Origin of the sequence: Nocardia carnea (genome assembly GCF_029869215.1) — a bacterium.
GTDB lineage: Bacteria > Actinomycetota > Actinomycetes > Mycobacteriales > Mycobacteriaceae > Nocardia > Nocardia carnea_B.
The window spans coordinates 1-21659 of record NZ_JARWPM010000347.1; the positions used below are offsets into that span (position 1 = coordinate 1).

At 68.3% G+C, this 21659-nt stretch carries 16 protein-coding genes and 2 pseudogenes; 9 read left to right on the forward strand and 9 right to left on the reverse strand.

Translation table 11 applies throughout. From position 1 onward, the window contains the following. The coding region (locus tag QH276_RS24045) for an NAD-dependent epimerase (RefSeq protein WP_280406910.1) at nt 1–681 on the forward strand (681 nt) is incomplete at its 5' end. Between the two features lie 159 nt (nt 682–840). On the opposite strand, the gene QH276_RS24050 is transcribed toward QH276_RS24045, so the two are convergent. Beyond that, nucleotides 841–1827: a helix-turn-helix transcriptional regulator gene (locus QH276_RS24050; protein WP_280402122.1), complete on the reverse strand. Its 987-nt coding sequence runs from the start codon at nt 1825–1827 to the stop codon at nt 841–843. A gap of 156 nt (nt 1828–1983) precedes the next feature. Between QH276_RS24050 and QH276_RS24055 the strand changes: the two genes are divergently transcribed. Then, nucleotides 1984–2697, forward strand: coding sequence for an SDR family oxidoreductase (locus tag QH276_RS24055; protein ID WP_280402123.1), 714 nt, complete (start codon nt 1984–1986; stop codon nt 2695–2697). An 88-nt stretch (nt 2698–2785) separates the two neighbouring features. Here QH276_RS24055 and QH276_RS24060 read toward each other — a convergent pair whose 3' ends face one another. Next, on the reverse strand, nt 2786–3319 hold the full coding sequence (locus tag QH276_RS24060; protein WP_280402124.1) for a hypothetical protein: 534 nt from the start codon (nt 3317–3319) through the stop codon (nt 2786–2788). Nucleotides 3320–3648: 329 nt separating this feature from the next. Here QH276_RS24060 and QH276_RS24065 point away from each other — a divergent pair, with 329 nt between their 5' ends. Then, complete coding sequence (locus tag QH276_RS24065) at nt 3649–5595, forward strand: acyl-CoA dehydrogenase family protein (protein ID WP_280402125.1); 1947 nt, start codon at nt 3649–3651, stop codon at nt 5593–5595. Between the two features lie 21 nt (nt 5596–5616). On the opposite strand, the gene QH276_RS24070 is transcribed toward QH276_RS24065, so the two are convergent. Further along, nucleotides 5617–6057, reverse strand: a complete 441-nt coding sequence (locus tag QH276_RS24070) for a DUF2267 domain-containing protein (protein ID WP_280402126.1) — start codon at nt 6055–6057, stop codon at nt 5617–5619. Nucleotides 6058–6198: 141 nt separating this feature from the next. On the opposite strand from QH276_RS24070, the gene QH276_RS24075 reads away from it, so the two are divergent. Both QH276_RS24075 and QH276_RS24080 read left to right on the forward strand, forming a co-directional pair. Then, nucleotides 6199–7284: a Gfo/Idh/MocA family protein gene (locus QH276_RS24075; protein WP_280402127.1), complete on the forward strand. Its 1086-nt coding sequence runs from the start codon at nt 6199–6201 to the stop codon at nt 7282–7284. 231 nt (nt 7285–7515) lie between these two features. Then, nucleotides 7516–8589, forward strand: coding sequence for a fatty acid desaturase family protein (locus QH276_RS24080; protein ID WP_280402128.1), 1074 nt, complete (start codon nt 7516–7518; stop codon nt 8587–8589). A gap of 276 nt (nt 8590–8865) precedes the next feature. On the opposite strand, the gene QH276_RS24085 is transcribed toward QH276_RS24080, so the two are convergent. Further along, nucleotides 8866–10410, reverse strand: coding sequence for an acyl-CoA carboxylase subunit beta (locus QH276_RS24085; protein ID WP_280402129.1), 1545 nt, complete (start codon nt 10408–10410; stop codon nt 8866–8868). A 98-nt stretch (nt 10411–10508) separates the two neighbouring features. Between QH276_RS24085 and QH276_RS24090 the strand changes: the two genes are divergently transcribed. Further along, entirely contained in the window at nt 10509–12317 is a 1809-nt protein-coding gene (locus QH276_RS24090; protein WP_280402130.1) for an ABC transporter ATP-binding protein, read from the forward strand. A 33-nt stretch (nt 12318–12350) separates the two neighbouring features. Here the strand turns inward: QH276_RS24090 and QH276_RS35590 are convergent. The 3 genes and pseudogenes from QH276_RS35590 to QH276_RS24110 all read right to left on the reverse strand — a co-directional run bounded on the left by QH276_RS35590 (nt 12351) and on the right by QH276_RS24110 (nt 15470). Further along, a pseudogene (locus QH276_RS35590) lies at nt 12351–13381 on the reverse strand (FecCD family ABC transporter permease). After that, nucleotides 13378–14414: pseudogene (locus tag QH276_RS24105) on the reverse strand (iron chelate uptake ABC transporter family permease subunit). The pseudogenes QH276_RS35590 and QH276_RS24105 overlap by 4 nt, the downstream one beginning before the upstream one ends. A 21-nt stretch (nt 14415–14435) precedes the next feature. Beyond that, nucleotides 14436–15470 (reverse strand): ABC transporter substrate-binding protein, encoded by a 1035-nt coding sequence (locus QH276_RS24110; protein ID WP_280402132.1) that lies wholly within the window; start codon nt 15468–15470, stop codon nt 14436–14438. Between the two features lie 39 nt (nt 15471–15509). On the opposite strand from QH276_RS24110, the gene QH276_RS24115 reads away from it, so the two are divergent. Further along, nucleotides 15510–16058 (forward strand): helix-turn-helix domain-containing protein, encoded by a 549-nt coding sequence (locus tag QH276_RS24115; RefSeq protein ID WP_280402133.1) that lies wholly within the window; start codon nt 15510–15512, stop codon nt 16056–16058. Between the two features lie 110 nt (nt 16059–16168). Here the strand turns inward: QH276_RS24115 and QH276_RS24120 are convergent, their stop codons facing one another. Further along, nucleotides 16169–17113 carry an SDR family oxidoreductase gene (locus QH276_RS24120; protein ID WP_280402134.1) on the reverse strand — a complete coding sequence of 315 codons (945 nt, stop codon included), beginning with the start codon at nt 17111–17113 and terminating at the stop codon, nt 16169–16171. Between the two features lie 234 nt (nt 17114–17347). Between QH276_RS24120 and QH276_RS24125 the strand changes: the two genes are divergently transcribed. Then, nucleotides 17348–18187, forward strand: coding sequence for a helix-turn-helix transcriptional regulator (locus QH276_RS24125; protein WP_280402135.1), 840 nt, complete (start codon nt 17348–17350; stop codon nt 18185–18187). Nucleotides 18188–18269: 82 nt separating this feature from the next. Then, nucleotides 18270–20195, forward strand: coding sequence for an alpha/beta fold hydrolase (locus QH276_RS24130; RefSeq protein WP_280406911.1), 1926 nt, complete (start codon nt 18270–18272; stop codon nt 20193–20195). A 121-nt stretch (nt 20196–20316) separates the two neighbouring features. On the opposite strand, the gene QH276_RS24135 is transcribed toward QH276_RS24130, so the two are convergent. Beyond that, nucleotides 20317–21447 carry an NADH:flavin oxidoreductase gene (locus QH276_RS24135; protein ID WP_280402137.1) on the reverse strand — a complete coding sequence of 377 codons (1131 nt, stop codon included), beginning with the start codon at nt 21445–21447 and terminating at the stop codon, nt 20317–20319. Nucleotides 21448–21659: the final 212 nt, after the last annotated feature.

Genomic DNA, 21659 nt, shown 5'->3' on the forward strand with positions numbered 1-21659 from the left:
GAGCACACCGGTGCGGTCCTCGTGAGCACCGGCAACCTCTATGGTTACGGTCCGGTGGAGGGTGCGATGACCGAGGATCTCCCGTTGCGGCCTACATCGGTCAAGGGCAGGGTGCGAGCGGAGCTGTGGACCGCCGCGCTCGCGGCGCACGACGCCGGCCGTATCCGCACCACCGAGGTACGCGGCTCCGACTATCTGGGCGCGGGCACCATCTCGCCGTTCAGCGTTCTGGTGCTGCCGAAGGTTCTCGCCGGCCGGAAGGCATCGGTTCCGGCCGACCTCGATGCCCCGCACAGTTGGACACAGGTTTCGGATGTGGCCAAGCTGCTGGCTGCCGTGGCCGTGGACGAAAAGGCATGGGGCCGGCCGTGGCACGTTCCCACCGCGCCCGCGCTGTCGATCCGGGCGTTGGCCGAACTCGCCGCGGAATCGGCCGGAGCACCACCCGCACGGGTGGGCACCATGCCCGGCTACCTGCTCCGGCTGGCCGGCGCGGTCGACCCGACGGCTCGGGAGATGATCGAGATCCAGTACCAGCTCCGTAAACCATTCGTCCTCGATTCCTCGGCCGCCGTCGCTGCCTTCGGGCTCGAACCCGCGCCGATAACGGACGGATTGCAGGAGATGATCACCGCCGTCCCGGCTCGGCAGAAGAGTCGCCGGCTCGGAGTTTCCGGTTGACGAGCGTCCGGTCGCCGTGATGGGCGAGAAGGGTAGCGGTGGGCCAACGCATCCGCGACGAACTCGTGAGCCTCGCAGCCGCTGCGACTCCACACTGCGGAATCACCGAATCCGGTGAAGGAGTGCAGCCGGTGGACAACGACTCATGACTCAGCGGCGTTACCGTACCCACCCCCATCCGCGACGTCGCGGCCGACTGCACCGCCGCCTGACCCGATCCTCTACCCAATCTTTCTTTGCCGGACTGTGCCCGGCTGTCGACGAGGCGGTTGCCGCCCAGCTGGAAAGCAGCTTCAGCCGATCCTCGGTGGTGGTTCCGGGCTCGGCGGTGTAGATGACCACTTCGTGATCCGGACGGCCCGGTAGGGGCAGGTTCAGGGAGCGGTAGGGGAGTTCGAGGTCGCCGACCTCCGGATGCCGGAGGTGTTTGGTTCCCTCGTGGTGGAGGCGCACATCGTGGCGGGCCCACCTGGTGCGGAATTCGGGGCTGAGGGTGGACAGTTCGCCGATGAGTTCGCGCAGGGCCCGGTCGTGGGGACGGCGGCCGGCTTCGGCGCGCAGCAGGGCGGCGGAGATCTGGGCGGCGGCATCCCAGTCGGCGAAGAAGTGGGTGGAGCCGGGGTCGAGGAAGAGGTACCGGGAGAGGTTGGCGTGGCCGCGTTCCGCGGTGGTGGGGCTGTCGAACAGCGGGGCATACAGTGCGCGGCAGAGCGTGTTGGCGGCGACGATATCGAGGTGCCGGTCGCGGACGAAGACGGCCGATATCGTCATGGATTCGAGCATCCAATGGACCGGCGCGGGGAGTTCCGTTTTCTCGGAGTGCTGCGGTGGGCGGCGCGTGGACCGGGCCGCGCGGGCCATATCGAACAGGTGGGTGCGTTCGTCCTTGCCCAGGCGCAACGCTTGCGCCACTGCGTTCAGTACGTCCTCGGAGACGCCGTTGACGCGGCCTTTCTCCAGCCGGGTGTACCACTCGGTGCTCACCCCGGCGAGGAGGGCGACCTCTTCGCGGCGTAACCCGGGCACTCGGCGCCGGCCACCGGCGGGTAGTCCGACCTGTGCGGGTGTGAGCTTGGCTCGCCGGCTGATGAGGAAGTTCCGGATATCGGAGCGATTGGCCGCGGGGTTTCCGGATGGGGAGGCCATGTCGTCCATCGTATGCAGTGGCTGCCGGTGAGGGAGGTTGATCCTGTACCCCCTATGAGCGGTGCCTTCTTCCCGTGCGGTGTTGCTGGTTTCGTGAATTCGACGGCACCGGGTGATCTCACCCGGAAACGCTTCTGGAGAACAGGATTCCCGACCATGACCGACAAGACCGTACTGATCACCGGCGCGACCAGCGGTATCGGCGCGCACACCGCACGATTGCTGCTCGACCGCGGCTACCGGGTGGCGGTGACCGGCCGGAGCGAGATCAAACTGAAGACATTCCTCGACGAGGCCGGACCTTCCGACCGGCTGCTGGGACTCGTCGCGGACGCCTCGGACCGGGAGGCGACCGAACTGGCCGTGACCCGCACCGTGCAGCATTTCGGCCGCCTCGATGCCGCCGTGGCCAATGCCGGATTCGTCTCGAGCGACTCCGCGCGCACCCGCGGCGCGACCATCGGGGCCGGTGACCCGGCGCAGTGGTCGCCCATGGTTCTCACCAATGTGCTCGGCCCGGCCCTGCTGGCTCATGCCGCGCTGCCGCATCTCGAGGCGGCGGCGGGGCGGCTGGTGCTCCTCGGCAGCGTCGTCGGGGTGAAGAACGCGCCCGCCAACCTCTACTCGGCCACCAAATGGGCGGTCGTCGGGCTCGCCGAGAACCTGCGGATGTATGCCACGACCCGCGGAATCGGCGTCACCCTCGTGAACCCCGGCATCATCGACACCCCGTTCTGGCAGGACGGCGAGGTACCGCCGTTCGCGCTCTCACCCGAACCGATCGCGCGGGCCATCTGCTTCGCCCTCGACCAGCCCGCCGGCGTCGACCTCAACACCCTGACGATCCGCCCGGTCGGCCAGCCCAACTGACCTCGGGAGGGGAATACCGAAAGGGCTGCGAACGCTGAGCACGGACCGCGGGGCCGTACGGTTCGCCGGACCTGTCCACCGCTCGCGATCAGAATGCGGGGACGTCGCTGGTGCTGGCGTTGCCACCGATCGACGGCTGCAGGGTGATCTCCCAATCCGACCCCGCGTCGAACGGGTCGTCGAACTTCTGGAAGGTGCGGGAGCGGGTGAAGCCGAGCGTGGCGGGGTCCCAGTCGACGCCGGACTTCAGGTACACGAAATAGGTGCCGGCGATTCCGCTGAGCGTGGCCTCCGAGTTGCCGTGCACGTAGATCGTCGCCTGCGGTGCCAACGGGTCACCGTTCGTCACCACCACGGCGAAATCGGCGCTGTTGCCGTTGATGATGCGTAGGGTTCCCGCGCCCACCAGGCCGTTCTGCTGGACGACCTCACCGTTGCCGGCGCGACGGTTCAGCAATGGTGGTGGCGGCGGGGGTGGTGTGGTCCGCGCGAGCGAGGTGACGACCGGGGCCGGCCGCCCGGTTGTCGCGGAGCCCGCTGTGTCCGTGGAACTTCCACACCCCACCAGTAGTACCGCCGCCGCAATCACGACCCCTGCGAACCGGCTTCGTCTGTTCGACATCTTTTCCCCGCGTTCGAAATCGGCGCGCCGATCGGCTCGCCCCCGTCTCAGTATCACGCGAAACCAACCGTGTGTCAGTACTTTTCGCAGGAAGATTCGGTGGCCCATGGTGTCTCACTGCGGCCGGTACGCCCAGCTCGGGGTGGGTCGCGCCCCGCTGGTCTCCGGGCCGGCGCGCCGCCGGCCTGTTCCGCTGATCGGCGACCGTCCGGGCGTATCGGGCCGCGGCTACGCCCGGCGGAGGGGACCCTTCGCCAGCCGGTCTACCAGCGGGTAACATGGCGTCCAGCATGCGACTGTGACCGTCGTCACGTCCGAGGAGGACGCCCATGGCTACTACCGCGAGAGTCGATGCCACCGAGGAACAGGCGCGCCGGTTGGTCGAGGAGTCCCGGGAGGCCACCTGGGCGAAACCTTCCTTCGCCAAGGAACTGTTCCTCGGCCGCTACCGGGTGGATCTGATCCATCCCTTCCCGCGGCCCAGCGCGGAAGACACCGCCAAAACCGACGCGTATCTGGCGCGACTGCGGTCCTACTGCGAGACCGTCGACGGAAGCGTGATCGAGGAGCAGGGCCGGATACCGGAAGAGTATGTGCGCGGGCTCGCCGAGCTCGGCTGCTTCGGATTGAAGATCCCCGAGGAATACGGTGGCCAGGGCCTGTCCCAGGTCGGCTACAACAAGGCGTTGATGCTGATCGCCTCGGCGCACCCCAGCCTGGGCGTGCTGTTGTCCGCGCACCAGTCGATCGGGGTGCCCGAACCGCTGAAACTGGCCGGCACGCCGGAGCAGAAGGAGCGGTTCCTGCCGCGCTGCGCGCGGGGCGCGGTGAGCGCGTTCCTGCTCACCGAACCCGATGTCGGCTCCGATCCGGCCCGGCTGGCCAGCACCGCGACCCCCACCGCCGACGGCGCGGCCTACGAGATCGACGGGGTCAAACTGTGGACCACCAATGGAGTGGTCGCGGAACTACTCGTGGTGATGGCTCGGGTGCCCGCGAGCGAAGGACACCGCGGTGGTGTTTCCGCTTTCGTCGTCGAGGCGGACAGTCCGGGGATCACCGTGGAGCGGCGCAATTCCTTCATGGGCCTGCGCGGTATCGAGAACGGTGTCACCCGCCTGTACAAGGTGCGGGTTCCCGCCGAGAACCTGATCGGCCGGGAGGGTGATGGCCTGAAGATCGCGTTCACCACGCTCAACGCCGGCCGGCTCGCGATTCCGGCGATGTGCACCGCGGCCGGTAAATGGTCGTTGAAGATCGCCCGCGAATGGTGTGGTGCCCGCGTGCAGTGGGGGCGGCCGGTCGGCGAGCATGCCGCGGTGGGCGCCAAAGTATCGTTCATCGCCGCGACCACCTACGCACTGGAAGCGGTTCTCGACCTCTCCGCGACCATGTGCGACGAGAACCGCAACGATATCCGCATCGAGGCGGCGCTGGCCAAGCTGTGGGCGTCGGAGATGAGTTGCCGGATCGCCGACGAACTCGTGCAGATCCGCGGCGGTCGCGGCTACGAGACGGCGGCGTCGCTGCGGGCCCGGGGCGAACGCGCGGTCGGGGCCGAACAGCTCGTGCGCGATCTGCGGATCAACCGGATTTTCGAAGGCTCCAGTGAGATCATGCGGCTGCTCATCGCCCGGGAGATGGCCGATGCGCATATGTCCGCCGCCGGCGCGCTGGTCGACCGGCACGCGGAGTTCAAGGCGAAGGCGAAAGCGGCCGTGGGCGCCGGCGGTTTCTACGCCAGATGGTTCCCGCAACTGGCCGTCGGCCCGGGCACGGCACCGGCCTCGTTCGGCGAGTTCGGTTCGCTGGCAACGCATATGCGCTTCGTCGAACGGATGGCACGTAAACAGGCTCGTGCGCTGATGTACGGTATGGCGCGCTGGCAGGCCAAGCTGGAGTACCGGCAGGTGTTCCTGGGGCGCATCGTCGATATCGGCGCGGAACTGTTCGCCATGTCGGCGGCCTGTGTGCGCGCGCAGGCCGAGCGCGGCAACGGCACGTCCGAAGGGGCGGCTGCCGCGGAACTCGCCGACGTGTTCTGCCGGCAGGCGCGGATCCGGGTGCGTGAGTTGTTCGAGGGGCTGTGGGAGAACACCGACGACGAGGACAGGCGGCTGAGCCGCGGTGTGCTCGACGGCCGCTACCAGCACGTGGAGGAGGGCGTGATCGACGCGAGCGAGGGCACGGGCCCGTGGATCGCCGAATGGCAGGCGGGCCCGTCCACCGAGGAGAACCTGCTGCGGCCGTGGTTCCGTGCAGGAGCTCTTCGGTGATGTGAACGCGTTTCGCGCGACTCAGGCTCCGGCCATCGACTCCTCGCCCCGTAGCACGCTGCCCAGGCGATCCGGGAACACCGCGAAGATATGGTTCATCTGGCCGGGCGACATCATCCGATCCAACGCGGAGGTGACACAGCCCGCGGTGAAGGAGACGTCACCCACCGGGATGCCCGCGCGTTCGGCGAACTCATCGGTGAATTCCGCGACACCGTGGGCTCCGGGCACTCGGCTGGGCACCCAGCCCTCGTACCAGATACCGCGGAGAAAATCGGGGAGCTGAGCCGTGAGATGCGCGGAATTGGCGACGCCGATCCGGTCCCGGACGGTATGCATCCAGGCGCGCAGCGCACGCAGGGCGAAGGTGAGATCGTCGGTGCCGAGGTCGTCGGCGACGGCACGAAGCCAGATATGCGCGGTGTGCATACCGGCGGCCAGGGGATCTTGGTGATGCGTCATTGGTGTACCTGCCTTCCAGGTGGCCGGTCCGATGCGCTGGTGATATAGCGATTCTACGGCGGGAACAGGGCGAACGGCAGACCGCGAGCGAGGGTTGCCCCGGATGAGGCGGCGCCGGAAACTCGGTTGACCGGGATGCCGGTGACGGTCGAAGATGCCGCCGTGCGGGTAGGTGTGGTCGGGCTGGGAATGGGTTTGTATCTGGCGACGTGGTGCCGCCGGCTGGGGATGGAGGTGGTGGCGGCGTGCGATCGCGATCCCGCCCGGCGGGCCGAGGCCGCGGCGTCACTGCCCGGGGTGGATCCGGTCGAGAACTGGAGCGAACTGCTGGATGCGGATCTCGACGCGGTGGTGCTCGCCAACGATTTCGACGAGCACGCGCCGCTCGCGATCGCCTTTCTGGAACGCGGCGTGCATGTGCTCTCCGAGGCCGCGGCGTGTGCCGATGAGGAGCAGGCGCGGGCGCTGCTCGACGCGGAGCGGCGTTCCGCAGCCACTTACTCGTTCGCCGAGAACTATGTGTTCCACCCGCATACGCGGCTCATCGGACATATCGTCGGCAGCGGGGAGATCGGGCGGGTCACCCTGATCGAAGCAGACTATCTGCACGGGATGTCCCCGGACGGTGTCAGCGCACTGATCGGCGATCCCGGCCACTGGCGCGGACGTATCGCCCCGACCGCGTACTGCACCCATACGCTTTCGCCGGTGATCGCCCTCACCGGTGAGCTGCCGGTCGAAGTGACTGCTTTCCCGATCGATGCCACCGCCCGGCCCGCGGCGGTGGCGCTGGTGGTCCGGCTCGGTGGCGGCGGACTCGCGATCACCCGGCACGGCTTCCTCCAGGGCGAACCGGACAGCCACTGGAGCTGGCTGTCGGTACGCGGTACCGAGGGGCTGGCCGAATCGGTGCGCGCGCCGGGTTCGCGGGCCTGGTCGGTGCGCGTGCGTAAGGAAGCCTGGACCGAGCCCGCGGGAATCGTGCGGGACGAGGAACGGATGCCAGAGCGGCTGTCGCTGCCCGACGGCGTGGTGGCCGAGCCGGCAGCGGAAGGAACTGTCCGGATACTCACGGGGTTCCGTGCGTGCGTCGAGGATGGCGAGTCGCCGCTGATTCCGGCCCGGCCCGCGGTCGCCGCATCACTGGTCGGCGTCGCCGGTGCGCGCTCGTTACGCGACGGTTCACGCCCGGTGCCCATGCCCGGCTGGCTCGTCCGCGGTGACTGAGGAACGCCGTCGGGAAGCCGGACCGGCCGGAAATCACCCCTGAGTGCTATCCCGGGCCATACCGGGGGATTACCCGGGACGAGAACTGGCCCGATAGCTTCGGGGTATCGAATTCGTCACCCGCCCCAGCGCGCCGAGCGAATCTCGCCGGATTCGGCCTCCGATCCGGAGTGATCGGTCGTCGTCGACACGGGCGGAGGTGGGTTCCCGGCCCAACTCTCAGGAAGATTTATGGCGACACCTACCCTGGTTCCACAGTCCCCACCCCGGTCCCCACGGCGCGGCGCGGGCGGTGATTATGCCCGTCTGTTGCGCCGGGTCTCCGCCGCCGGACTGATGGATCGGCGCCCGGTCTACTACGCCGTTCGGCTCGGCCTGGCCGGGGCCGCGTTCGTGGCGGGCTGGGTGGCGTTCTTCCTGGTCGGCGACTCGTGGTGGACGCTGCTGATCGCCGCGTTCATGGCCGTGACGTTCGCTCAGGTCGCGCTGCTCATGCACGATGTCGCGCACCGCCAGGTCTTCCGGCTGCGGCGGCCGGCGGCGATTGTGGGCCGGATCGCCGGCAACGCCGGAATCGGACTCGGGTACGGCTGGTGGCAGGACAAGCACACGCGCCATCACGCCAATCCGAACCACGAGGAACTCGACCCGGATGTCGCACCCGATATTCTCGTCTGGTCACAACGGCAGGCGCGGGACAGCCGGGGCCTGGCCCGTCTGGTCGGAAGGATGCAGGCGTTCCTGTTCTTCCCGCTTTTGCTGCTGGAGGGCCTGAATCTGCACGTGGCAGGGCTGCGTGCGCTCAGAAACCGGGCGATCGAACACCGGGTGCTCGAGGGCGCGCTGCTCGTCGGTCACTTCGCGGCCTATCTGGCCGCCTTGTTCGCGGTGTTGCCCGCGGACAAGGCCATCGCGTTCTTCGTCGTCCATCAGGCGCTGTTCGGTGTGTACATGGGTTGTATCTTCGCGCCGAACCACAAGGGCATGCCGACCCTCACCGGCGACGACCGCCCGGATTACCTCCGCCGGCAGGTGCTGACCTCCCGCAACGTCCGGGGCGGTGTGCTGACCGATTTCGCCCTCGGCGGGCTCAACTATCAGATCGAACACCATCTGTTCCCGAGTATGCCGACCCCGAATCTGCGGCACGCGCAAGTGATCGTGCGTGACTACTGTGCCGAAATCGGTGTGCCCTACCACGAGACCGGGCTGATCACCTCCTACCGCGAGGCGTTGCGGCACCTGCACCAGGTCGGCGCGCCGATCCGCGAGGCCGAACAGTCGGGCTCGGCCGCGTCCCGGTAAGGACGCCGACCGGAAAGCCCGCAGTAACAGCACATCATCCAGGGGGCGCCTCGTGTTCCGGAACCTCCGGAACACCGGCGCCGCTCCGCGCGCCCGGAACCCGGCCGTCTACGGCCGGGTTCCGGTGTGTCGAGGCCGCCCAGGCCTTGTGCGGATCCGCGACCACACCGGCGCGACCCAGCAGCCGGCGGCGGACCGGGCCGCGCTGACCACCGTAGTCAACCGGGTACCGGTGAGCATCGGCAGCGTGTCGTCGCGCCCGGCGGCGGAACCGGACTACAGCGGCAGCAGGTGGTGCTTGCGCGGGTAGCGGATGACCTTCTTGTCGCGCAGCAGATGCAGCGCTCGCCGGAGTTCGAGGCGGGTGGCCGACGGTTCGATCACCGCGTCGATATAGCCGCGTTCGGCCGCGATCCACGGGGTCGCGACGGTGGCGTTGTAGAAGTCGACCATCTGCTGACGCAGTCCGGCGCGCTGCTCCTCGGGGGTGGCGTCGAGGATTTTGCGCTGGGTCAGCCCGACCGCGCTTTCGGCGCCCATCACCGCGATCCGTGCCGTGGGCCAGGCCAGATACACATCGCAGCCGAGGGCTTTGGCGCCCATGACGGCCCAGCCGCCGCCGTAGGCCTTACGGACCACGACCGTCACCTTCGGGACGGTCGCCTCCACATAGGCGAACAGGAATCGGCCGCCGCGTTTGATGACGCCCTGTTTCTCCTGTTCGACACCGGGCAGGAAGCCGGGGGTATCGACCACCAGGACGAGCGGAATCTCGAAGGCGTTGCAGATGTGGATGAAATGCGCGGCCTTGTCACCGGCCTTGGCGTCGAGCGCGCCCGCCAGCACGGTCGGCTGGTTGGCGACCACCCCCACCGGGCGGCCGTCCACGCGGGCGAACCCGGTGATGAGGTTCGTGGTCGCGGCGCCGCCGATTTCGTGGAATTCGCCGTCGTCGAAGATCCGCAGCAGTACGTCGTGCATATCGTAGACGGCGTTGTCGGAGTCGGGGATCAGCGTATTCAGCGACAGGTCCGATTCGGTGACTTCCGGCTCCAGGCCCGGATTCACCACCGGCGGAAGTTCGGTCGCGCTCGACGGCAGGTAGCTCAGATAGTTGCGGACCCACGCGAACGCGGCCGCCTCGTCCTTGGCGATGTGGTGGATATTGCCGTAGGCGGCCTGGTTGTAGGCCCCGCCCAGCTCCTCCATATCCACTTTCTCGCCGATGGCGTCTTCCAGGATCTTGGGCCCGGTGACGAACATATGCGCGCTCTCGGTGGCGACCACGACGTCGGTGCAGATCGGCTGGTACACCGCGCCCGCCGCGCAGTTGCCCAGGATGAGCGAAACCATCGGCACCGCACCGGACAACGGTTCCATCATGGTCGCGAGTTCGCCGTACCAGCGCAGCGACGTCACGGCCTCCTGCACCCGGGCGCCACCGGAATCGTTGATACCCACCAGCGGGCAGCCCATCTTCCCCGCCAGATCCATGATCGCGGCGACCTTACGGCCGAACATCTCCCCGATGGTCCCGCCGTACACGGTCTGATCGTGGGAGAACACGGCCACCGGCCGCCCGTCCACCAGTCCGCGCCCGGTGACCACACCGTCACCGTAGAGCGCGTCCTTATCGGCCGGGTTGCGCACGAGAGCACCGATCTCGACAAAGGTGCCCGGATCCAGCAGCATCTCGATCCGGTCCCGAGCGGACGGAATCCCCTTACGCGCCCGCTTGGCGGCCCCCGCCTCGCCGGCCGGTTCCTGCGCGATCTCGAGCTTCTTTCGCAGGTCGGCGAGTTTTTCGGCGGTAGAACTCATCTATTACTTCCAGGTCTTTCAGCAGGAACACCGCACCGTGATCGGGAGGCGATAGCAACCGTACCGGGAGCCTCGACCGACCGCATTAGCCTGGGTTTGTGAGCTCTCACCGATCGCCACGCGCCCTTTCGTACGAAGCCCGGCAAGGCGATTCGTGGCCGGGCAGGGTCGGTGCCTTGCTCGCGCTGATCGCGCCACATCGGAAAGCGCTCGCGGGAGCGACGGTACTGCTTCTCGCCGGCACGGCCTTGTCGCTGGTGCAACCGTTGCTGGCCGGGCGGGTCGTCCGGGATGCGGCTTCGGGGGAGACGCTCGCCTGGTCACTGGCGGCGCTGATCGGTGCTTATCTACTCCATGCTGTCACTGATACCTGCGGGCTCTACGTCCTCGAGCGCACCGGTGAATCCGTGCTCGTGGCTGTCCGCAATCGGCTGACCGGGCACTTGCTGAGGCTGAGCGTTCCCACACTCGATGCGCTGCGGACCGGAGATCTGATTTCCCGTGTGACCGTCGATCCGACCGTGATCCGGAACGTAGTCGGCACCAGTCTCGTCCAATTGCTGACGGGGGCATTGACCCTGGTGGGGACCGTCGCGATCATGATCTACCTCGATTGGCTGTTGTTCTCGATCGTGATCGTGACCGTCGGTGTCGCCGCGGGTGCGATGTTGCTGGTGATGACGAGAATCGAGACGGCCTCGACGCAATTGCAGGAGAGCGTCGGAGCGCTTTCCGCGGATATCGAACGCGCGCTCACCGGAGTGCGGACCGTCAAGGTGAACAACGCCGAGGATCGCGAACAGGAGCGGCTGGCCGAACTGTCCGGCAAGGCGTTCGCGGTGGGGATTCGAGCGGCTGGGCTGCGAGCGCTGGGAAATCCCGCGATGCACCTCGCCGTAACCGGTTCCTTTGTGGTTTCGCTGCTGGTCGGAGGTGTCCGGGTGGCGAACGGTGAGATGACGTTGAGCAGTCTGGTGGTGATGATGCTGCTCGCGATGAATCTGCTGATCCCGGTCGGTGATCTTTTCAATGGCTCCGTTGCGCTTCAGCAAGCGCTGGGTGCCATGAACCGCATCGAGTCGACTCTCGCGTTACCGACGGAGGACCGGGACGAGATCGGGCACAAGGATGTCGCGCCGGTTCGAATATCCGCGGACGCCGATATCGACGAGCCGGCGAGAGACGAGCCGGTCGCGCTCGAGTTTCGCGATGTGCACTTCGCCTACGGTGAGCGAGAAATTCTCGGCGGTGTCACCTTTTCGGTGCCGGCCCGCGGGCACGTGGCCCTGGTAGGACGTTCCGGCGCGGGGAAATCCACGATCTTCTCGTTGGTGAGCAGGTTCTATGAACCGGACGAAGGCGATATCTTGCTGGCGGGCCGGTCTTTCGTCGATCGCACTCGCCGGGAATGGCGTTCCGAAGTCAGCTTGCTGGAACAGCACGCGCCAGTGTTGTTCGGCAGCCTGCGAGACAATCTGACCTACCGGCAGCCGGGCCTGGCCGAGGACGATCTGCACCGAGCCGTCGAGCTCGCCGGCCTCGCGGATCTCGTCGGACGCCTGCCGCAGGGGCTCGATACCTCGGTGGGTGAACACGGTGTGCTCCTTTCCGGAGGCGAACGGCAGCGGGTGGCGTTGGCGCGGGCACTGGTACGACGTCCCGTCCTGATGATGCTCGACGAGCCGACAGCGATGCTCGACGCCGAAACAGAGAAGGCGCTGAACGCGACCATCCAAGCTGTGCGGAAGGAATGCGCCTTGCTGGTCATCGCCCACCGTTTATCGACGATCCGGGAGGCGGAGACCGTTGTATTTCTCCGAGAGGGGCGTATCGCCGATACCGGTACGCATGACGAATTGGTTGCCAGGAACGTGGACTATCAGCATCTTGTCGGCGTGAATGTGTAGGGGGCGCAACTCGGTCGCGGTGCGTCGTGGTGGTCACCGGCGGCGGGTTTCGCGGATCAGCAACCAGACCAGGTACGCGCCGCCGAGGCAGACTGTGACAGCGCCGACCGGGAGGTTCACCCCGGCAATCGCGTGCTGCGCCAGTAGATCCGCCGCCGACATGAGTACCGCGCCGGTGAGCGCGGCGCCGGGCAGGTCGGCCGCGGAACCGCGTCCGGTGAGCCTGCCCGCGATCTGCGGGGCGGCGAGCGCGATGAAGGCGACGGGCCCGGTCACTGCGGTAACGAGGGCGGTGAGCACGCTGCCGAGGACGAGTAACCCCACCTTGCTGCGTTCGACCGCGACCCCCAGCATTGCCGCGGCCTCGTCACCGAGCTCGAGTTGCCGCATGCGGCGGCCGGCGGCCGGTCCCATGAGCATGAGCACGAAAGCGGCTGCGCCCGAGAGCAATACCGGCGGCCATCCCACACCGGACAGGTTCCGGCGCCCCAGACCGCCAGCTGCAGCGCGACGTCGAGGTCGGCCTTCACGCCGAACCAGGTATTGACCGACGACAGCATGGCACTGACCGCGATACCGACGATGATGAGCCGGATCCCCAGCACCCCTTGCCGGAACGAGAACAGATAGACGATCACGACGGCACCGAGGCCGCCGAATATCGCCCCCGCGGCCTGGGCGGCGAAACCGGTGGCGCCCACCGTCAGCGCGCACACCACACCGGTGTAGGCGCCGGTGTTCAAGCCGATCACATCCGGGCTGCCCAGCGGATTGCGGGTCAGGGATTGGAAGATCGCTCCACTCAGCCCGAGGCAGGCACCGAACAGGGCGGCGGCCACGGCTCGTGGCGCCCGCCATTCCAGTACGACGAGCCGGTCGGCCGGGTTTGCGGCCGGGCCCAGCGCGGCGAACACATCGCCGGGCGCCAGGGTGCGGGTGCCGAGCATCAGCGCCGCCAGCAAACAGGCCGCCAGCGTGAGGGTGAGGAGCAGGCCGGCGACGAGCGCCCGGGTGGTGGTGCGGCGGCTGAACGATCCGGCGCGCAGTACGAGAACACCGCTCATGACGTGCCCACTCTGCTGCGCCGGATCAATGCGATCAGGATGGGCGCACCGAGGAAGGCCGTCACGACCCCCACCTGAAGTTCGGCCGGCCGGATGATCAGCCGCCCGAGGACATCGGAGACCAGGACGAGGACGGGCGCCGAGACGAATGTGAACGCCATGATCCAGCGCTGGTCGGGTCCGGTGACCCAGCGGACAGCGTGCGGAATCATCAACCCGATGAACACGATTGGCCCCGCCGCGGCGGTCGCCGCTCCGCACAGCAGGGTCACCGCCACGACCGCGACCAAACGGACCGGCACGACCCGCACCCCGACCGCCGCGGCCAGCTCATCGCCCAGCGCGAGCGCATTGAGCGACCGGGCGCACGCGAACGCCAGTACCAGCCCGGCGGCGATGAAGGGCCAGATCATCTCGACGGTGCCGGCGGGCCGGTCGGCGAGCGTGCCCGCGTCCCAGAACCGCATCCGGTCGAAGGTTTCCGGATCGAGTAACGCCATCGATTTGGTGGCGCCGGTGAGTACGGCGCCCAGCGCGACCCCGACGAGCGTCAACCGCAGCGGATTCGCCCCGCCGGGCGCCCGCGCGGCGATCCCGTACACGAGCGCGGCGGCCAGCACCGCGCCCGCGAAGCCGAACCACAGGTACTGCTCGATCCTGGTCACGCCGAATATCGCCACACCCAGCACGATCGCGAACCCGGCTCCGCCGTTCACGCCGAGAATCCCCGGGTCCGCCAGCGGGTTACGGGTCAGGCCCTGGATGAGTGCCCCGCCACCCCCAGCGCCGCGCCGACCAGCACACCGAGAATTGTCCGCGGAACGCGCAGCGCGCGGACCGTCAGATGATCGATACTGCCGTCCGGTGCGGTCAGCGCGTCCCACACCGTGCGCAGCGGCAGGTTCGCCGAACCCACCGCGATACTTGCCACCACCGCGCCCACCAGCACGAGCACCGACAGCACGAGCCAGCCCACCCGGCGCGCGGTCCGGCCGGGTGGGGCGTCCACCGGCTCCGGTGGGGCTGCTGTCATCGCCGGAAGAACCGTGGGTGCCTAGGAGAACTGCTTCTCGACGAGGTCCAGCAGTGCCATCGCCTCGTCGTAGTCGCCGCGAACGGTCCAATAGGGCAGGTCGTAGGCATGACCACCGGCGAACGCCGGAAGTTTCGCGTACACCGGCTGCTTCGACAGGGTCGCGACATCCGTGGTGTCGGCGTTGAACCCGGCTATGAACACCGTCGGCGTCGTCACCAGCCGACCGACCTGTTCCGTGGACAGCTCCGCCATATCGCCGCCCGGCTTGTACGGCTGCAGGCCGTTCTGCTGGACCAGCGGGGCAGGCTGCAATCCCACCGCGGCGAGCGTCTGTGGTAGGCCCATGTTCTCGAACAGCAGGTACGGGCTGTTGTCCGCGGTGATCGTCAGATACGCGACCGGGCCCGGCGGCGGGGTGATCGCCTGCTTCACCTCGGTGACCCGCTTGTCGTACTCGGCGACGGACTTGTCGTAGATATCCGGTTTGCCGAAGACGTCCTTCGCCAGGAAACCGAACTGTTCCCGCCAGGTGGCCAGCGTATTGCTCACCAGGACCGTGGGCGCGATGGCGCTGAGCCGGTCGTAGCCCTTGGCGGCCAGCGGGTACGGCAGACCGAACCCGCCCGCGACGATCAGGTCGGGTTCGGCCGCGAGGATCGCCTCGTAGTCGAAACCATCGGTGCTCCACGGAAGCAGTCCGGTCTTGTCCGCGGCGGCCTCGTCCTTCCAGAACCCGGAGAACGCGCCCGGTTTGTCGGAGTCCTCGGAGACGGTCGCGACAACGGGAACGTCGAGGTCGTAGAGGTATCCGGCCAGGGCGTAGTTCAAGACCACGACCCGCTGAGGGTCGGCGGGGACGCTCACGTCGCCTTGGTCGGTGTGCACGATCCGGGCCGGGCCGGCGTCTTCGGCCGGTCCGGATGCGGAGCAACCGGCCAGCGCCACGGCGGCGGTGAAGACAGCGACTAGAACGGCGGGAAGCCCGTCGCCGACGGGGAACGGATCCGCCTGTACGCGCGGGAGAACCTGTGGCTGGCACCGCGGGTGCCGCATTCGGCCCGGCTGTCCGCGGGTGGGGTGACGCTGGGGCCGATGCTGCCGCCCGCTACCCGGCCGCAGGAGCGGGTCCGGCGGCTCGGCGTCGTCCCCGCGGTGACAGAGCTGATGACCACGATCCTCGCCGCCGGCCCCGCGACCACCGAGCAGATCAGGCCGTTCCGCGGCGCGCTGGACAACCTGTTGCGGTCGCTGAGCACGCAGTACTTCCCGCTGCCGTGGCCGTCGCATCCGGTCGCGCGGGCGATCGCGCACGAAACCGCCGGATCGAGCCGGACGCTCGACGAACTGGCGGCGCGACGACATATCAGCGTCCGGCACGTACAACGGCTCTTCCAGGTCGAGACGGGCCTGACATTCACCCGGTGGCGGGCGCGGGCCCGGCTCAATATCGCGATCGGCCGGCTCCGGGGCGGGGATACGCTCACGGTCGCGGCCCACTCGGCCGGTTACGCCACCCGGGGCAGCCTGCTCGAGGCACTGCACCGGGAGACGGGTATTCCGGTCGCGCGCCTGTCCCACGACCCGCTTGCCGCGCTGGATGAGGCTGTGGCGGTGGGCCACCGGTCACCGCGCTCCGCCTGATCGCCACTGCTGCGAGGTGCGCACGGACGCCGGTGTGGTCCGGCGTCGATGGGGGACGGTCGGTCGAAATCCGGAGCTGGTGGCGCGTGCGCGGTGGGTGCGGGCCGGACTCAGGTGGTGGCGAAGGTGGTCTGGGTGAGCTGCTCGGAAACCTCCCAGATCCGGGCCGCCTCCGCGGCGCTGCGCAGCGGTGGGTAGAGCTTTTGTTCGGCGGGCGCGCCGCCGAGATGCCCGGGGCCGCTGGGTCCGTAGAGCCGTCCGGCTTCAGCGGTGGGGTCGGTCGCGGCCATGAGGGCGGGCAAGGGAGCGGTTTCGACGGTGCCCAGCAGGATGCCGCGGGACGACAGTGCCCGGATCAGGCGGACCCGCGGGGTGTCGCTGGTGCGCCCGAGCTCAGGGCGGGCGGCCAGGAGACTGGTGGGGGCGACACCGGGGTGGGACACGTTGCTGGTGATACCCCACCCGTGGGCCCTGCTGCGGCGGTCCAGTTCGAGACCGAACAGGCCGAAGGCGATCTTCGACTGGCTGTAGGCGCGGTCGCCGTTGTAGTCGCGCTCCCAGTTCAGATCGTCCCAGTTGATCGCGCCGCGCCGCGCGGCGATGCTGATCTGCGAGGTCACCCGGGCCCGGCCGGCGCGCAGCAGCGGAAGCAACTGCCCGACGAGCGCGAAATGGCCGAGGTGGTTGGTGCCGAACTGCAGCTCGAACCCATCGGCGGTGGTCTGCCGGTTCGGCGGGGTCATCACACCGGCATTGTTGACGAGTATGTGGATGGGCTGACCCTCCTCGCGGAGCGTTGTGCCGAGCGCCGCGACCGACGCCAGCGAGGAGAGGTCGAGACTGCGCAGGTCGAGCCGCGCATTCGGGTGGTTCGCCAGGATCCGGGCGGCCGCGTCCTCGCCTTTGCGGGGATTGCGGACGGGCATGATCACCTCCGCGCCGGCCGCGGCCAGTCGCGCGGCCAGCACCGCCCCCATCCCGTCGCTGGCGCCGGTGACGAGTGCGCGTTTCCCGGACAGATCGGGCACGGTGATATCGATGGGTCGACGTGGCATTGTCTGCTCCTCATATCGATGTGGTCGGTGGCGCGCCGGCTTCGCCCGGGTGATTCGCCGGCTGTCGCGCCGGGTCTGCCATAAGCCTGGGCCAGCGCGAATGCCATATCCAGGACCTCCCGATCACAGGCTCGGCGGGTCGTGCCGCGATGCGGAGCAGGGGATCGGCAGTCCGTGGATACCGCCGGTCGCGGGCGGTAGAAACGAGGCACCACACCGAGCGGAAGGAGCGCCGTGATCGATCGCAGCGGGCTGGCGGAGTTTCTCCGCAATCGCCGGGCGGCACTGCAACCCGAGGATGTCGGTCTCCCGCGCGGCCCTCGCCGCCGCACCGATGGGCTGCGGCGCGAGGAGGTCGCGGCGCTGTGTCATATGTCGGCCGACTACTACTCCCGGCTCGAGCGGGAACGCGGTCCGCAACCGTCACCGCAGATGCTCGTATCCATCGCTCAGGGTCTGCACCTTTCCCTCGACGAGCGCGACCACCTGTTCCGGCTCGCCGGGCACAACCCACCGGCGCGGGGAATTCTCAGCGAGCACATCAGCCCGGGCCTGCTGCGCGTGCTCGACCGCCTGCACGACACACCGGCGGAGATCGTCACCGAACTCGGCGAAACCCTGCGGCAGTCGCCGCTGGGGATCGCACTCACCGGCGACCTGACCCGCTACACCGGCCCCGCCCGCAGCATCGGCTACCGCTGGTTCACCGACCCCGCCTCCCGGCAGCTCTACGCCCCGGAAGAACACACGTTTCTCACCCGGATGTATGCCGCGGGACTGCGTGAAGTCCTCACCCTGCGCGGCCCGGATTCCCGCGCCGCGGAACTCGCCGACCTGCTCTTGGTCCGGAGCGAAGAGTTCCGCCGAGTCTGGGACCGGCACGAGATCGGGATCCGCCCGCGCGAGGTCAAGCATTTCGTGCACCCCGAGGTCGGGGCCCTCGAACTGAACTGCCAGCGGCTCGTCGATCCCGGCCAGGCGCACGCGCTGCTCGTCTACACCGCCGTTCCCGGCAGCGAGAGCTACGACAAGCTCCAGATGCTGTCGGTTATCGGAGCGCAGGCACTCGGCTGACGACGGCACGCTTGACTGTGCCGCGACGGCACAGTGTTCGATCGAAACGTCAGCGACTACCGGAGACGAGCGGAGACCGACCATGACCGGACAACCGGCCGACCAGCGGCCCGAGCTGATCGATATCGAGACGTTCTTCGCCGACCCCGAGTTCGCGAATCCCTCGATCTCCCCGGACGGCACCCGCCTCGCCTACCTCGCCCCATATCGCGGCCGGCGCAACGTCTGGGTTCGCGATATCGACCGGACCCACGACGAGGCCATCCCCGTCACCCGGGACACCCGCCGCGGTATCACCACCTATTTGTGGACCGACGATCCTCGCTGGTTGCTCTACCTGCAGGACACCGACGGCAACGAGGACTGGCATCTCTACCGCGTCGACCTCGCCGACCCGGACGCGCCCGCCGTCGATCTGACCCCGATGGATCCGGGGTCGCGGGTGGTGGGTGCGGAGCAGTTGCCGTCGGTTCCCGGCACCGTGCTGGTCACGATGAACCGGCGCCCGCTGTTCTTCGATATCTTCCGGATCGACGTCGCCACCGGCGAGATCACCCTGCACCGCGAGCAGGACGACCCGACATCCGCCGTCCTGCTCGACCGCCGCGGCGAGCCCGTCTTCCGGACCGTCCTCGCCGCCGACGGCGCCCTCGAGATCTCCGCGATCGACGCCGCCACCGGCGACACGCGGCTGCTGCGCCGGCTGGGCGGCGCGGAACACCCGATGGGCGTGCAGCCGCAGGAGGTCACCGCGGACGGGAAAGGCCTGCTCGTAGGCTCCTTCCAAGACGGCGACGAACTGCGGCTCGTCCGCATCGACCGCGCGACCGGCGCGGAAACAGTCGTCGCCGCCGCCGACGGGCACGACCTCGATATCAGCGGCATGATGCTGCCGGGCGTGCTGCCGCCCCCGGTTTACCGGCATCGGCACACCGGCGAGGTCCTTGCCGCCCGTTTCGTCGCCGCGCGTCCGCATATCGAAGTCGTCGATCCCCGGTTCGCGCAGGTCTACGCGCAACTGCGGAAACTCTCCGACGGCGTGCTGGGCACCCTGTCCTGCGACGATGCGGGACAACGCTGGGTCGTGACCTTCAGCCACGACCGCGACCCCGGCGTCACCTGGTTCTACGACCACACCACCGGCGAGGCCCGGTTGTTGTTCCGTTCCTTCCCGGATCGCGACCCGAACACCATGGCCCCCATGGAACCGGTCGATTTCCCGGCTCGCGACGGGCTACCGCTGCACGGTTTCCTGACCCTGCCGGTCGGGGTCGCGCCGCGAAACCTTCCCATGGTGCTCCTGGTGCACGGCGGGCCCTGGTACCACGACTCCTGGGGCTTCAGCCCGGACGTGCAGTTCCTCGCCAACCGCGGCTACGCGGTACTGCAGGTGAACTTCCGCGGTTCGCTCGGCTACGGGAAACGCCACGTCACGGCCGCTATCGGCGAATTCGCGCGCGCGATGCACGACGACCTGATCGACGCCGTCGACTGGGCCGTGGACCGCGGCTACGCCGATCCCGACCGAATCGGCATCTACGGCGGCTCCTACGGCGGATACGCCGCCCTCGTCGGCATCACCGTCACCCCGGACCGTTTCGCCGCCGCCGTCGACTATGTCGGCATCTCCGACCTCGCCAACTTCCTGCGCACCCTGCCGCCGTTCACCCGGGCCTACAACGTCAACAACTGGTACCGCTACGTCGGCGACCCGGAAATCCCGGAGCAGGAAGCCGATATGCTCACCCGTTCCCCGATCACCATGGTCGGCAAGATCCGCACGCCGCTGCTGGTTGCCCAGGGCGCCAACGATGTCCGCGTCGTCCAGGCCGAATCCGACAATATCGTCGCCCGGCTCCGCGAACGCGGCGTCCCGGTCGAATACCTGGTCGCCGAGGACGAGGGCCACGGCTTCGAGAACCCGGAGAACCGGTTCCGGCTCTACCAGGCCGTCGAACGCCACTTCGCCGAACACCTCGGCGGCCGCAGCATCGAATCCGGGACCTAGCCGGTCTCCCCGCCCTCTACCGGCAGTCTCACGGACGCGCCCATCGGCCTGTATCCTCGGCGCAGCGCGGCCTCCGCTGTGTCGGGATCGAGGACGGCGAGCGGGGTGTGGCGCGTGCGTTCTATGCCAATGTTCGCTGGTGCTCCTGGCGGTAGGGGATATGTTCGTCGCTGCGGCCTTCGCGGAGCTTGCGGACCCATTCGGGGTCGGCGAGCAGGGCGCGGCCGACCGCGACGAGATCGAATTCGCCCCGCGCGTGCTGCTCCAGCAGCCGGTCGATCCCGGCGACGTTCGAATCGCCCTTGCCGGTGAACGTGGTGGTGAACACCTTGTCGAGGCCGACGGAGCCGACGGTGATCGCCGGGAGTCCGGTGATCTTCTTGGTCCAGCCGGCCAGTCCCAGCTCGCCGTCCACACCGGACAATTCGGGGAAGGCGGGTTCCCAGTGCCTGCGGGTGGACGGGTGCAGCACATCGACACCCGCGTCTGCGAGCGGGATGAGTACGCGCGCGAGTTCATCGGGGGTTGCGGCGATGCGCGCGTTGTAGTCAGTGGATTTCCACTGCGAGTACCGGTACACGATAGCGAGCTCGGGTCCGACGGCTGCGCGGATCGCCGCGACGACCTCGGCGGGGAATCGGACGCGGGCCGCGAGCGAGCCGCCGTAGCCGTCGGAGCGCAGATTCGTTCGCTCCCAGAGGAATTGATCGAGCAGATAGCCGTGCGCGCCGTGCAATTCGATACCGTCGAATCCGGTGGCCTTCGCGTTGACGGCGGCGGTCACCCAGGCGTCGCGCAAGGTATCGAGATCGGCCGCGGTCAGTGCCCGGCCGGCCGGGCTGCCGTCCAGACCGAGCCCGGACGGGCCGACGGATTCGACCTCGGGATTCAGTTCCGGCTTGTCGCCGCGGCTGATACCGAGATGCCACAGCTGCGGGATGATCTGCCCGCCCTCTGAGTGGACGGCGTCGACCACCGTTTTCCAGCCGGCGAGGCTTTGCTCCCCGTAGTGGCGCGGCACCGAGGTGGCGGGTCCGGCGGCCGGGTCGGGAATATAGGTACCTTCGGTGATGATGAGCCCGACGCCGCCCGCGGCGCGCCGCCGGTAGTACTCGGCGACCTCCCCGGTGGGGATACCGTCCGGCGAGAACATCCGGGTCATCGGCGCCATCGCGAAGCGATTACGCAGATGCAGCGATTTCACCTCGAACGGCTCGAACAGCGCGTCCACGGGCAGGGATGGGTCGGTCACAACCCGGTGCAACCTCTACCTCTTCGGTGGCTATTCCGTCAGGGTGGTCTCCCTGCCTCGCAGTCACGGTGTAACCCCGGTCTTGACGATCAGTTCCACTCCGGCCGGCGCGACCCGCTCACTTCGCCACCGGTGGTGAAGCCGCGCCGAGGCCACTCGAAGTGATCTGCGACACAACTGGATCCGAATCCATTGACCTAAATATTTATTGA

Excerpts from the sequence above, each read along its gene's own strand:
- QH276_RS24050 (WP_280402122.1), bottom strand. The coding sequence starts at position 1,827 with ATGGCCTCCCCATCCGGAAACCCCGCGGCCAATCGCTCCGATATCCGG.
- QH276_RS24055 (WP_280402123.1), top strand. The coding sequence starts at position 1,984 with ATGACCGACAAGACCGTACTGATCACCGGCGCGACCAGCGGTATCGGC.
- QH276_RS24060 (WP_280402124.1), bottom strand. The coding sequence starts at position 3,319 with ATGTCGAACAGACGAAGCCGGTTCGCAGGGGTCGTGATTGCGGCGGCG.
- QH276_RS24065 (WP_280402125.1), top strand. The coding sequence starts at position 3,649 with ATGGCTACTACCGCGAGAGTCGATGCCACCGAGGAACAGGCGCGCCGG.
- QH276_RS24070 (WP_280402126.1), bottom strand. The coding sequence starts at position 6,057 with ATGACGCATCACCAAGATCCCCTGGCCGCCGGTATGCACACCGCGCAT.
- QH276_RS24080 (WP_280402128.1), top strand. The coding sequence starts at position 7,516 with ATGGCGACACCTACCCTGGTTCCACAGTCCCCACCCCGGTCCCCACGG.
- QH276_RS24085 (WP_280402129.1), bottom strand. The coding sequence starts at position 10,410 with ATGAGTTCTACCGCCGAAAAACTCGCCGACCTGCGAAAGAAGCTCGAG.
- QH276_RS24110 (WP_280402132.1), bottom strand. The coding sequence starts at position 15,470 with ATGCGGCACCCGCGGTGCCAGCCACAGGTTCTCCCGCGCGTACAGGCG.
- QH276_RS24115 (WP_280402133.1), top strand. The coding sequence starts at position 15,510 with ATGCTGCCGCCCGCTACCCGGCCGCAGGAGCGGGTCCGGCGGCTCGGC.
- QH276_RS24120 (WP_280402134.1), bottom strand. The coding sequence starts at position 17,113 with ATGCCACGTCGACCCATCGATATCACCGTGCCCGATCTGTCCGGGAAA.
- QH276_RS24130 (WP_280406911.1), top strand. The coding sequence starts at position 18,270 with ATGACCGGACAACCGGCCGACCAGCGGCCCGAGCTGATCGATATCGAG.